At 51.2% G+C, this 12923-nt stretch carries 9 protein-coding genes; all 9 read left to right on the top strand.

The features are described from left to right. Positions 1-84: 84 nt before the first annotated feature. The 9 genes from B9Y58_RS05760 (at position 85) to B9Y58_RS05720 (ending at position 12846) form a co-directional block, all read left to right on the top strand. Positions 85-285: a hypothetical protein gene (locus B9Y58_RS05760; RefSeq protein ID WP_072801029.1), complete on the top strand. Its 201-nt coding sequence runs from the start codon at positions 85-87 to the stop codon at positions 283-285. 195 nt (positions 286-480) lie between these two features. Next, positions 481-1998, top strand: a complete 1518-nt coding sequence (locus B9Y58_RS05755; RefSeq protein WP_233247854.1) for an OmpA family protein — start codon at positions 481-483, stop codon at positions 1996-1998. A gap of 11 nt (positions 1999-2009) precedes the next feature. Next, positions 2010-4256: a tetratricopeptide repeat protein gene (locus tag B9Y58_RS05750; RefSeq protein WP_233247853.1), complete on the top strand. Its 2247-nt coding sequence runs from the start codon at positions 2010-2012 to the stop codon at positions 4254-4256. Positions 4257-4331: 75 nt separating this feature from the next. Then, positions 4332-8222, top strand: coding sequence for a tetratricopeptide repeat protein (locus B9Y58_RS05745; RefSeq protein ID WP_073055358.1), 3891 nt, complete (start codon positions 4332-4334; stop codon positions 8220-8222). 187 nt (positions 8223-8409) lie between these two features. Next, positions 8410-9030 carry a MotA/TolQ/ExbB proton channel family protein gene (locus B9Y58_RS05740; RefSeq protein ID WP_073055360.1) on the top strand — a complete coding sequence of 207 codons (621 nt, stop codon included), beginning with the start codon at positions 8410-8412 and terminating at the stop codon, positions 9028-9030. A gap of 39 nt (positions 9031-9069) precedes the next feature. Next, complete coding sequence (locus B9Y58_RS05735; protein ID WP_073055361.1) at positions 9070-9957, top strand: ExbD/TolR family protein; 888 nt, start codon at positions 9070-9072, stop codon at positions 9955-9957. A gap of 2 nt (positions 9958-9959) precedes the next feature. Next, complete coding sequence (locus B9Y58_RS05730; RefSeq protein ID WP_072801023.1) at positions 9960-10454, top strand: biopolymer transporter ExbD; 495 nt, start codon at positions 9960-9962, stop codon at positions 10452-10454. A gap of 2 nt (positions 10455-10456) precedes the next feature. Beyond that, positions 10457-11395, top strand: coding sequence for an AgmX/PglI C-terminal domain-containing protein (locus B9Y58_RS05725; RefSeq protein WP_072801022.1), 939 nt, complete (start codon positions 10457-10459; stop codon positions 11393-11395). A 143-nt stretch (positions 11396-11538) separates the two neighbouring features. Beyond that, positions 11539-12846: a hypothetical protein gene (locus tag B9Y58_RS05720; protein ID WP_073055363.1), complete on the top strand. Its 1308-nt coding sequence runs from the start codon at positions 11539-11541 to the stop codon at positions 12844-12846. Positions 12847-12923: the final 77 nt, after the last annotated feature.

The following is a 12923-nucleotide window of genomic DNA, read 5'->3' as shown; positions in this document are numbered from 1 at the left end:
GAACAATTTTTTACAAATCGGCTAAATTTTAGGAATAACTTTAATTTATTTTCCATACTGCATATCTTTATATGGAGTTTGCTTATGAGCTTAGTGAACGATCTTGAACTGGAAGTCGAGAACTTCAAGCGCGAGTACGAAAAGTTCGAGCGCGGTAACAAGTCTGCGGGAACCCGTGCCCGTAAGGTTTTGCAGGACATCAAGAAGACCTGCCAAGAGATTCGCGTGTCTATTCAAGGCGCGAAAAAGGAAGAGGAAAAGGCCGAACCGGCATCCGCCGATTGACCTTGAACGGGTTAGATATACCTCGATGAAGCGATTTTATCGACATTTTCTCAATTATTTTGGCATTTTTTGCGAAAAGCGTTTGACTAATGCCGTTTTTGAAGGTATATTCCCACTTGAATTTTGCATTCGCCGTTTTGGCGGGTGTATAGGTTTTAATTTCAAAGTGTTCTATGATTGGAGAAACGTAGCAGTATGACCCTAAAGAAACTGGTCTTAATCACGGCCGGGGCGATGCTTCTTTCTGGAACCGCCATGGCAAAGAATATCAATGTTCCTGGCGACTATCAGAAGATTGCAGATGCTCTCGGTAATGCGGACGCCGGGGATACCATCCTTGTCAAACGCGGAACTTATAACGAAAACATCACCCTGATCATGGGTGTTGTACTTAAGGGCGAGGATCCCCACACGACCATCATCGATGGTGGCCGTAGAGGTCCGACCGTCATGGGTACTTCGGGCGCCGAAATGTCGCACTTCACTGTGAAGAACGGCCTTGAAGGTATCCTTTGCGAAAACGCTGCCCCTTACATTCACCACTGCTATGTGCTCGACAACCATGCCACGGGTATCGGTGCGTTCATCTCGCTCCCGCATCTCCGTAACAATGTGGTGTACGGCAACCGCTGGTCCGGCATCCTCGCTTGGGGTGCTAAGTCCCTCGATGCCTTTATCGAACACAACGTCGTGCTCCGCAACGGTTACTCTGGCCTTGCCTTGAAGGGCCCGACCAACGTGACCGCTCGCAACAACATCTTCATGGAAAACCACTACTACGGTGTGTTCGCCGACCCCGCTGCCGGCCAGACCAAGGTGGAATACAACAACATCTACAAGAACTACTATCCGTTCAACCAGTTCATCAAGGTGAACCGCACGAACGTTTCTTTGGATCCGAAGTTCATCAACCACTCTCTTTCTCAGCCGAACTTCTACTGCCAGTCCACCTCGCCGATGCTCAAGCGCGGTAAGGGTAAGGCAGACATCGGTCTGACCGCCGCCGAACTGGTGAAGGAAGAAGAAGTGGTTGAAGAAACTCGCAACCCGGATACCGATGGCGATGGCCTCTGCGATCCGTGGGTTTCCGAAGAAGGTGTTTCCGACAAGTATGCAAGCGTTTGCACCGGCCTCGACAACTGCCCCGAAGAAGCTGAAGACTTCGACGGCTACCAGGATGACGATGGCTGCCCGGATGCCGACAACGACCGCGATGGTCTCTGCGACCCGTGGGTCGAAGCTAAGGGTATGCTTGCAACCTTCGCTCACATTTGTAAGGGCGTTGACCTCTGCCCGGAACAGGCAGAAACCCTGAACAGCTATAAGGATGAAGACGGTTGCCCGGACGAAGTTCCGCAGCCGCCGAAGAAAGTCTTTGTGTTGGAAGGTGTGAACTTCGAATCCGGTAAGGCTACGATTACTCAGGATTCCTACATCTCCCTCATGAAGGTGGTGGACATTATGGAAACCTTCACCGAAGCAACCTTCGAAATTGTTGGTCACACTGACAACGTCGGTAGAAAGGAAACGAACATGCAACTTTCTGCAGACCGCGCCGCTTCCGTGAAGAACTTCCTCGTGGAAAAGGGCATCAACGAAAGCCGTATCGTTACGAGCGGTAAGGGTGACACCGAACCGGTTGCCACGAACAAGACCCCTGAAGGCCGTGCCCAGAACCGTCGTATTGAGTTTATCCGTACGGATATCAAGTAAAGGAGTAAGTGATGCGTACTAGTGTTATTAAAACAGCAGTCCTTGGACTCACGGTAGCCAGCACTTCCTTGTTTGCAGAAGCCACTTATTCTCCGCACAAGTATCAGCAGAATGACTGGTTTGCAGAATTTGGTGGCAATACTGCCATGTATGTGAACCCCGCAGGAATTTCCGAAACTGACCAGTTGGAATTCAGCGCTGCGTTCTTCAGCTCTATTAGCGGTGAAGCTAGCCAGGAATACGTTAGCTTGACCTTCCCGATGGATTACAAGCACACTCTCGGTTTCTCGTTCTTCGAAAACGGTGCTTCCATTGACGGTGGCAAGTCTTATGGCGAATACGCCTTCTTGCTTGGCTACGCCTACCGCCTCATGCACTGCATTGCCTTGGGTATCGATGTGTCCGTGCTCTACATCAACCAGTTCGATGATGTGAAGCAGGTGACGGTCGGTTCCGATGTGGGCTTGAGCTGGAACCCGCTCAACTCTTCCAAGTTCGGTTACCTCTTGGTGGGCGTTGCCCTCCAGAACATCGCCCAGCCGGGCGTCAGCATGGAAGATGACGGTGGCTTCGTTGCTCCGGGCTTCTTCGGCGGTGACCGCGACGATGCTTACAACATTCCGTCTAACCTGAACTTCTCCCTCTTCTGGCGTGGTTTCAACCGCGTAATCGAAGCTAAGGCAGAACTTTCTCTCATCGACGTGTTCCATTCCGACACCGAAGGTGGCGAAGGTCTGAATCCGGAAATGAGCTTCACCTTGACCTACTACCTCTCTCCGCACCTTGGTGTCCGCCTCCGCTTCACGAAGGAAGGTTACCCGGTTGCCGGCGCTACGGTTAACGTCAAGGACGTGAGCATCTTCCGTTACCTCGCTCTCGACCTCGAAATGTCTCACGATGACCTTTACGCCAAGAAGAACCGTGGCTTTATCTGGGCTGTCAAGCTCACTAGCCGCTTCGGTGACACTCGTGAAGAAAAGATCGGTGAAGAACGTTACCGTCGTTTGAAGATCGAACCTGAAAACGACTACCGCGCCGCTATGCGTCTTTACTTGAACCGTCAGTTCTTGGAAGCTGCATATGCCTTCGGTAAGGTTCAGACTAAGTACCCGGCATTCCACCTTGTGGACCAGGCCGCCTTCTATAAGGCAAAGTCTTTCGAAAACCTCCGCATGCACAAGGCTGCTAAGGCCGTGTACGAAGACGCTATCAAGCGCTATCCGCAGAGTGACCAGCGCGCCAAGTACCACTTCCAGTTGATGAACATCGACTATAAGGAAGGCAAGTACATCGACGCTATGGCCAAGTACCAGAATATTGCTCAGAAGTTCGGTGAAAGCGACGTGAAGGCTGACGCTGACTACGTTGCCGGCCAGATCAAGTTCGAACAGGGTCTCTACCAGGAATCTGTCGACCTGCTCGCCGCCATCCTTCCGGGTAACGCCAACTACTTCTACGCCCGCTATACCATGGGTATTGCTTACAGCCGTCTCGGCAAGTTCGACGAAGCTGAAAACTGCTTCCGTGACATTACCGAACAGCCGGTGTCCAACCAGTCCGAACGCGACTTGCAGGACGCTGCTAAGGTGAAGCTCGGCCACATCTACTTCTCTGGCGAAAAGGCCGACATTCCGGCTGCAGCCCAGATGTATGGCCAGGTCCAGCCCGGTTCTCCGGTGTACGACGAAGCTATGCTCGGTATCGCTTGGTCCTTCCTCAAGGTGAACAAGCCTGATGAAGCTATCAAGCCGGCACAGTGGATCATTAAGAATATGCCTGAATCCTTCCTCGTGTCTGAAGCATACCTCGTTCAGGGTTACTGCTACTTCATCAAGAAGGACTACAACAACGCTGTCAAGTCTCTGGAACAGGCTGAAAAGCGTACCGAACAGCCGGTTGTGACCGTCGCTGCTCGTGACAGTGCCCGTCAGGCCTTCGACGCCATGCAGGACGAATTTGACTCCGTGCAGGTGAAGGCTCTTGACCTCGCTCGCCAGCTCCCGACTCCGCGTGTGCAGAGCAAGCGTGAAGCCTTGCAGCCGACCTTTGATAAGGCCAACGCCGCTATCGAAGATTACGCCGCATTCACTCAGAAGGCTATCCAGAGTGACCGTTTCGAGTCTAACCGTAAGCGTATTTTGGATGACGCTGGCTTTACTTTGGCAACCGTCAAGACCAAGATGGGCCAGGGTGCTGCAAGCTCTGAAGCCGCTCAGGAACTTGAAAGCCTGGATGACGAATTAGACGATCTGGAATAAACAATGAATGAAGTTAGACCTGGCCCTTAAAACCAGGTCTTCCCCTTTTTTATCTTAATAGGTGGAAAGAGAAAAATGAAAAAATTTTTGCTTGTTGGTGCAATCGTCTGCTCGCTCGTAGGCACCTCTTTTGCAGCGTCAGATCCTTGTAAAGACAAAGTCAATGAAGCTAAAAAATTGGCGGCCAAGTGTAAGGCTATGCCGAAGGGTTCGGAAAAGACTCAGTGTGTAGGCTCCTACAAGGTTCTCAAGAACCAGGCCGAACAGGCTTGCCGTTCCGGTGGCCTCGATGAAAAGGGCATGGAAGATGCCATTAAACAGTGGGAAAAGCAGGTAAACAACTGTAAGGGCAAACAGAACAAGCGTTGCGCATCTGCTCTCCAGCAGTTGGGTCATTACCAGTTCCAGCTCGAAGAAAAGCTCTTCCTCGACAAGAACGCCCAGTATGAAGAAGATGTGGCATGGTGCGCCGACCGTGATAACAAGCCGGCAAAGTGCGCCAACATCGACCAGCTCCCTAAGGCTGATCACCAGAAGTCCTTGGGTTACTTCCTCGAATACATCGACAAGTATCCGAAGGAAGACAAGACTCCGACCGTGATTTACCAGGCTGCTGCCGTGCAGGAAGCTAGCGGTGAAGACGAAAAGGCATACAAGCTCCGTATGCGCTTGGTCGAAAACTTCCCGGATAACGGTCTTGTGCCGAAGGCTTGGCTCCGTATTGCGGAATACCACTTCATGAACCGCAAGTTCCGTGATGCTATCAAGGCTTACAAGAAGGTGACTGGTTTCGAAACCCTTACGGGTAAGGAAGCGGCACTTGCCATGTACCACTTGGCTGAATCTTATTACAACATTGCTGAATACGAAACCGCTGCAATTAAGTACTACGAGTATATCATCGGTGCCGATAAGGGTAAATACCCTGCAGACTTGCGCGCAGAAGCTATGGACTTCATGGCAGCCTCCTTCTCTGACCTTGAAGGTGGTGGTGTTGCCGAAGCTGAATCTTTCTTGAAGGACAAGAAGGTTCCGTTCAAGGACTCTGTGTACTACCGTATCGGTATGAAGAACAAGGACCACGACCGTAACGAAGAAGCCGTGCAGTCCTTCAAGCGCTTGATGTCTATCAACCCGGACTACATCGACGCTCCTCTGGCTGATATTGCGATGATCGAAATCCTCATCATCCAGCAGAAGTTCGAAGAAGCCCAGCAGCATCGCTACACTGTGGTGAAGCGCTATGATCGTAACTCTTCTTGGTACAAGAAGAACCAGAAGTATCCGGAATCTGTGAAGAACGCTGAAACCGCTATCCGTGGCGCTATGCTCGACATTCCGCAGTACCACCACGCTCGCGCTGCTAAGCTCACCAAGGAAGGTGACCTTGAAGCCGGTAAGAAGCAGTATGCAGAAGCTATCAAGGCTTACGAAGCATTCCTGAAGCGCTATGCCAAGGAACCGACCTGGGACGAATACAAGGTTCACATCAACCTCGCTCTCGTGTACCAGGAAATGGGTCAGTTTGCTAACGCTGCCAAGATGTTCAACTGGATCGTCGATACTGATACCACTCGCTACGGCCGTCGCCCGATGGGTTCCGAAGCTCTCCTGAAGAAGGAAGAAGCTGCGTATAACGCCGTGCTCATGATGGACCAGTCTCGTGAAAACGCCAAGAAGAAAAAGTATGGCGACGATGCTGTGAAGGCTTACAAGTCTGAAGAAACCAAGGCTTACTTCGAACAGGTTAACAAGTACATGGCCAAGTACGGCCAGAACAAGGAAGCTGCAGAACTTGCATACAACGCCGCTATCGTTCATTACGATGCCAAGCAGTTCAAGGTGGCTGTGGGCGTGCTCCGCAAGCTGAAGCAGGACTTCCCGAAGCATCAGTACATTTTGCTCATCAGCCGTATGCTTGCCCAGTCTCTCTTGGAATCTGGTCAGTATGACGAATCCCTCACCGAATTCGAATGGCTCTACAAGCAGTACACCCAGGTCAAGGAAACTCGCAATGACTCCATGGCCAAGGAAATTGAAAAGGCTATTGCCTACGTGCTCTTCCAGATGGCAGAACAGTCCGTCAAGCAGGGCCAGTATCAGAAGGGTGCTGAATCTTACCTCGCTCTTGTGAAGCGCTACCCGCTTATTGACATTGCTGACAAGGCCGTGTTCGAAGCCGGTGCCGCCTACGAAAAGGATCAGCAGTTCACTAAGGCTGCCGAAACCTTCATGATCCTTCCCAAGCAGTATGCCAAGTCTCCGCTCACTATCAAGGGTATCGTCCGTGCTGGTGACGCTCACAAGAAGGCTGCCAACCTCAAGAAGAGCGACAAGGCTTACTACGAACAGGAATACCGCGAAGCTGCACAGACCTACTTGTTCATCACGAACAACTTCCCGCAGGATTCCATGGCCTTCATGGCTATCGGCTCTGCAGCCCAGGTCTATGACACCATCGCCGACAAGAAGTCTGCTGCTGTGACCTATGAACTTGCCTACAAGCGCTATCCGAAGGATGAACGTACTCCGGGCTACCTTTATAGCGCATGCTTGAGCTACGACGAAGCCAAGATGACTGACGAAGCAATCCGTTGTAACAAGGACCTCGTTCGCGACTACCCGAAGAGCTCCTACGCCCTCGACGCTGCGTTCAGCATCCCGATGGCCTACGCCAACGCCAAGAAGTGGGATCTCGCCGCTTCTGAATATCACAACTTCATCAAGGCTTACGGTAACGATGACAAGGAAAAGCTGATTGCTGCTTACATCGGTGCCGCCCGCGCCTACATGGAACTTAAGGAAGAAGACAAGGCTGTCGAAGACTACCGCAAGACTCTGGAAGCTTACGACAAGTACGGTCTTCAGATCAAGAATGCTGACCCGGGTGTTCCGGCTGAAGCTGCCTTCTACCTCGGTGAATACGAATACCACAAGATGGATCCGTATGTCCTGAAGGGCAAGGAAAAGGAAAAGGCCAAGACCATCAAGACCTTGGTTGATATCCTCCAGAAGGCTATGAGCCAGTACTCCAAGTCTGCAACCTACGCATCTGAACGCTGGACCTTCAAGGCCACCAATAAGATGGGTTTGCTCTTCGTGACTATGGCCGCCAAGATCCGCGAACAGGAACTGAACGGCAAGAAGGAAGAAGAAAAGTTTGCTGAACGTATCGGTATCGTGCAGCAGCTCCCGAGCTACTATGAACAGGCTCGTCCGATCTTCCAGAAGAACATCGACCTTGCTCGCGACCAGGGCTTCTACAACCAGGACGTGATCGAAGCTGAAGAAGGCTACATCGAAATGTACTACCAGGGTTGCGCTGTGTTCGTCGAAGTGGCTGACGCATTCGCTAACTCTCCGCTGCCGGACTCCGCCTCGATCGTGAAGGAATATGTTGAATACGAAGGTATGGTCAAGGAAGACGCTATGGAAGCTGTCCACGAAGACTTGGAAGCTTACCGCGAAGAATTGACCAACCGTTCTAACGGTGCTAAGGAACTGGCTATCCCGCAGTGCGCAACCGGTATCAAGGCTGCTGCTCACTACGGTATCGAAAACCAGTGGACCGAAAAGCTCTTCGAACTCCTCAAGAGCCTCGATGAAAACAACGAGACCTTGAACACCAAGATCGAAAAGTTCGACCCGTCCACCTTGTTCTCTGACCCGGCTTACTTCAAGACCAAGGCTCGCTTGGAACAGATTGCTAAGTCCGAAGTCATGACTCCGGAAGAACAGATCACGACCTACCGTGAAATCATCAAGGACGCCAAGGCTGAAAACGAAAAGTTGAAGGCTGAACTTGCTGATCTCCAGAAGCAACTCGCTGGTGGTGCTGCATCTACGACTTCTTCTTCGATGGATTCGTCCATGGGTGATGAACCGGAAGCTGCTGCTGAACCGGAAGCTGCTCCTGCCCCGAAGGCCAAGAAAAAGGCTGCCAAGAAGAAGGGCAAGAAAAAGTAGCGGTAAAAACAATTTTACGGGGAACCTAGTTCATAGGGTTCCCCTATTCTATTAGGGTAAAAATGGCGTTTTTTGAGTGGTAAACAAGATTTTACCGGCTCGACTACACAATTTTGCCCTAAAAAAGATTAAATATGAACAAAGATTTTTCAAAATAAACCAAAACACTCAATCAAGGAGTACTCTAATGTCTAAAATGCTTCAATCCTTCAGCCCGGAATCTGATGGTTACCAGTTCATGTGGATCATCCTCGTGGTGTTCATGATTGGCCTCGGCTTCTCTGTTGAACGCTTCCTTTACATCATGGTGAAGAGCGCAAAGGGCCGTAAGGATTTCTTGGCCAAGTTCGGCACTCATATTTCTGCTCAGCGTTATGATGAAGCTCTCAGCTATGCCAACGCAACCAAGCTCCCGATCGCTCGCGTGATGGCTGCAATCGTTGCTGCCCGTAACGGTGGTCGCGAAACCATGCAGGCCGCATGCGACGCCGTGTTCCTGACTGAAGCTCCCCGTCTGACTCGTTACATTAGCATCATCCAGGTTATGGCTTCCATCTCTACGTTGCTCGGACTTATGGGCACCATTTACGGTCTGATCTACACCTTCGATGCTGTGGCTAACAAGCCGGCTGCTGAACGTGCTAAGGCTCTTTCCGACGGTATTGCTATCGCTATGGGTACCACGCTCCTCGGCCTTCTCTCCGCTGTGCCTCTTCTGGTCATCGTGGGCCTCCTCAACATGAACTCCGAACGCCTCATCCAGGAAATGGAAGAAAAGGGCCTCAAGATTATCAACTCCCTCGCTTAATTGGTAATAGAGAGATAATTTTAACGGAGTTATAAAAAAATGGCAAAAGAACTCAAGAAACCAGCCAAGCCTGAAGAACCGGACCTGTTGCCGGCGATGGGCTTGTTCACCATCCTGATTCCTATGCTGTTGTCTATGACTGCTTTCTCTAAGCTCGCCATTGTCGAAATCAACATGCCCGAACGTAGCATGATGAATATGACTGACGATCCTCCTCCGGAACCGGACCAGCAGGCTCTGAACCTCTCGCTCGCAATCACGCCGGAATATCTGGTGATTGGTGCCCGCGGTGGTTTCCAGCCGAACGTTTACTTCAAGGAAATGTGGACGTTCCGTTGCAAGTCCGATGCGCAGCTCATTACGTATGCGCCGGAAGATGTTAAAGCAGCCGTGGAAAGCGGTCATGGTCCCAAGTGCAAAGATGGATCCGAAATGGATAAAGAGAAGTATCTCTACGAAATCGAAACCATCGAACTCTGGGCCATCAACAAGGAATCCGAAGAAGACCCGGGCCGCGTAATTTGGGCCGTGTATTCTTCTCAGTCTGAAAATGTACCGGATAGCGCATACGTGGACGGCAACAACGCCTTCCTCGCAGCTCCTGGCGAAGGCGCCATGGGTCTTACCCCGCCGCCGATGCTCAAGAAGCCGAGCGCTGGTGCTGTTCTCGCAACCCTCACTCCGAACTCGGCTCGTAACCTGAAACCGGATGTGGCTGCAAAGAACATCATCTACCCGCTGTCTGCTTACGACTTGATCGCTAAGGACCTGATTCAGATCCATACGCAGTTCATTGACCTCGAAGACGTCGATAACATCATCATCGTTGCTAACGACGACACCCAGTTCGACAAGATCATTCAACTTATGGACCGTGCTAAAGAAGCCGGTTTCAGCAAGATCAACCTTGCTAAGCTGGGAGGTTAATCATGGCTAGAAAGACTCGTAAATTTAGCGAAGACGTACCTTTCTCTTTGACGTCCATGATGGACATGATGACCATCATTCTGGTGTTCATGATCAAGAACTTGGACGCTGAAGGTCAGCTTTTGACCCAAGCCGAAAACCTCATCCTTCCGGTGTCTACCTCTAAGGTTCAGCCGAAGGAAGTGGCTCTTACGGTCGTGGTCGATAACAACTACGTTGTGGTCGATAACGCAAAGATCGTTCCTACCGAAGACGTCTTGAAGCAAGAAGATCTTCTTGTGACCAAGGTGGACTCCGTTCTTAAGGAACGCCGCGCAACGGAACAGGAACACGCTCTTAAGATGGGCCTTCCTGCTGACGAAGCCGGTAACATCATTGTGCAGATCGACAAGAACATCCCTTACGATGCAATGTATAAGGTCATGGCCACCTGCGGCTTCTCTGGCTACACGCACATTGCATTCGCCGTTATGCAGAAGAACGGAGGGGAGGAATAATTATGGCTAAAAAGAATACTCCCGAAATGGATCCGTTAGTAGCGTCCCTGATGCCGGAATCCGACAAGAAGATGGGTGCTATTGCCGGTATCTCTTTAGTCGTAGCTTTGGCTATCTGCCTTTGGGCTTCCATGTACGAACAGGTGGTGGACGAAGTCGTGTTCGACGACTCTGCCGCTGCTGATCTTACTGCTTCTATGACCATCGATGAAAAGAAGGAAGAGAAGAAGGAAGAAAAGAAGAAGGAAGAACCCAAGAAGCCTCGTAAGAAGGCTGGTGGTGGCGGCAAGCCGCGTGGTAAGGGTCAGCCCAACGCTCCCCAGACTCGTGGTGTGCTTAAGCTCTTGACTGCTCAGACCAAGAACGCATCTGCCGGTGCATACGACCTTATGAAGAACCAGAAGTTCTCTAAGGATATCGACAAGGTGCTGAAGGACGTGGCAGGCCTCCAGACGACGGGTAAGACCGTTCTCGGTGGTCGTCGCGGTAAGGCTGACGGTGGCTTTAACGAAGGTTATGCCGAAGGTGGTTCCGGTGGTATCGGTGACGGCCTCGCTGGTCTTCTCGGCGGCGGTGGCGGTGGTATCGCTACCAAGGCTAAGGGCTCCATCAGAACTCCGTCTGAACGCGATATCGACATGGGTGCCGGTGGTGGATCTCGTTCCGCTGCAGACATCATGAAGGTTGTGCGTCAGCGTACTCCGGGTCTCCGCCACATCTACAACAAGTTCCTGAAGAAGAAACCGGGCTTCCAGGGTAAGGTTACCTTGAAGTTCACGATCGCTCCGGGTGGCGAAATCATCAGCATCTCCATTGCTTCTTCTACGACCGGTTACGGCGAATTTGACGGTGAAGTCAAGACCGCTGTGAGCCGCTGGAAGTTCAGCAAGGTGAAGTCTGGTAACACCACTGTTACGATCCCGTTCACCTTCTCCGAATAATTCGGCGAAAACTTGAAAAAAGACCGGACTACCAAGTCCGGCCTTTTTTTGTATGAAAAAAAGTTCATTTTGTTTAAAATTTTGTTGCGTTTTTCGTTTAATTAAACTAACTTTAAAACAGAAATTTCAATAGGAGTTTTCCAATGAACTTAAGAACAGCTGCCGCGGTTGGTGCCGCATTCGGTATTCTTGGCGTCGGTTCTGCATTCGCAACCTTTGCACGTGTGGAATCCATGGGCAAGAACACGACTTACATTATGGATGATGTGAGCATTTTCGACAACCCAGCCAATGCAAACCTTTACTCCAATTACTTGATCGGTGGCTTTGGTGCTTATACCGACAACGATATGACTGCAGGTGGCAACGTTGATCCGCAGCATCCGACTTTCGGTGGTATCTTCTCGGTCTCTTTCGGCGATGACAACAATCCCGATCCGAAGTTCACGATCGGTGGCCTTTTCGGCCGTCTCAACCAGGATCTCGCCATGTACCTGCCGGACTATGTGCAGGTTGGTAAGAGAGGTTACGTGGTTGTTCCCGAAACCGTGACCAACTTCGACGGATTCTTGGGTGGCACCTTCTCGAGCGGCGACGCTTGGGGTTTGCACATTTATATCGCTCACCAGGACGGTGGCGACCTCGATGAAAGTGGCGTTTACCAGCCGGATAGCAAGGCTTACGCTTCCCTCGTCCAGTTGGACGGTGGTTTGAACTTCCAGATGGGCAGCGGCACCTCTTACGAATTGTCCGGTGGCATTGCCCGTATCCAGTACGGCCCGGATCGCCACGACTTCTTTGACGACGGCGATTTTTCCATTCTCGCCAAGGCCCGTGCCTTCTTCACCATGGAAGCTATCGATGGTGAACTCGTGCCGGCAGTTTCTATGAAGCTCGCTCAGGCTCCTGGTATTGATGACAAGCGCACTCAGGCCGGTCTCGGCCTCAATGTGGCTATGGATCGCGGCTTCTTCTGGATGGGTCTGGACTTCATTTGGAACCAGATGAAGGCTCACGACTGGGTCTATGACAAGTCTCTGAATGGCGGCGCATGGGTTTATGACTCCCGTAACGAAGACGATCCGAACTGGGACAAGCGTTCCGATGTCGGTGGCAAGATCAGCTTCGGTATCGAACGTAATATCTGGTGGGATTGGTTCGTGATTCGCGTGGGTGGCCAGAAGTCCATTCTTTACACCGATTGCGATGTGAACTCCAAGAACGAATACTCTGCAGACCGTTACGGCATTTGCAAGGACGACGGTACGTTCTTCTCTACCAACCCGCTGGCTGACGGCTCTGCCGATGACCATGTCGGTTTCGGTTTCGGCATCAACATCGAAGAACGCCTGAAAATCGACGTGACCGTTGCTGAAGACGTGCTGTTCCGCAACCCGTTCCAGGGTGAAGGCCGCATTTTCTCCAGAGTTGACGCTACCTACTCGTTCTAATTTGGTACATAGGACTTAAATGCGGAGACGCTCCCCTTGGGGAGCGTCTTTTGCTTATGTATTCTTTCTACATTTTT

It is taken from the genome of Fibrobacter sp. UWB15, from assembly GCF_900177705.1.
Classification (GTDB): domain Bacteria; phylum Fibrobacterota; class Fibrobacteria; order Fibrobacterales; family Fibrobacteraceae; genus Fibrobacter.
The sequence above is the reverse complement of the archived record's forward strand: the minus strand, read 5'-3'. Positions and strand labels throughout refer to the sequence as shown.

Bases quoted from the DNA above. Each gene is read 5' to 3' on its own strand.
- B9Y58_RS05760 (WP_072801029.1), top strand. From the start codon at position 85: ATGAGCTTAGTGAACGATCTTGAACTGGAAGTCGAGAACTTCAAGCGC.
- B9Y58_RS05755 (WP_233247854.1), top strand. From the start codon at position 481: ATGACCCTAAAGAAACTGGTCTTAATCACGGCCGGGGCGATGCTTCTT.
- B9Y58_RS05750 (WP_233247853.1), top strand. From the start codon at position 2,010: ATGCGTACTAGTGTTATTAAAACAGCAGTCCTTGGACTCACGGTAGCC.
- B9Y58_RS05745 (WP_073055358.1), top strand. From the start codon at position 4,332: ATGAAAAAATTTTTGCTTGTTGGTGCAATCGTCTGCTCGCTCGTAGGC.
- B9Y58_RS05740 (WP_073055360.1), top strand. From the start codon at position 8,410: ATGTCTAAAATGCTTCAATCCTTCAGCCCGGAATCTGATGGTTACCAG.
- B9Y58_RS05735 (WP_073055361.1), top strand. From the start codon at position 9,070: ATGGCAAAAGAACTCAAGAAACCAGCCAAGCCTGAAGAACCGGACCTG.
- B9Y58_RS05730 (WP_072801023.1), top strand. From the start codon at position 9,960: ATGGCTAGAAAGACTCGTAAATTTAGCGAAGACGTACCTTTCTCTTTG.
- B9Y58_RS05725 (WP_072801022.1), top strand. From the start codon at position 10,457: ATGGCTAAAAAGAATACTCCCGAAATGGATCCGTTAGTAGCGTCCCTG.
- B9Y58_RS05720 (WP_073055363.1), top strand. From the start codon at position 11,539: ATGAACTTAAGAACAGCTGCCGCGGTTGGTGCCGCATTCGGTATTCTT.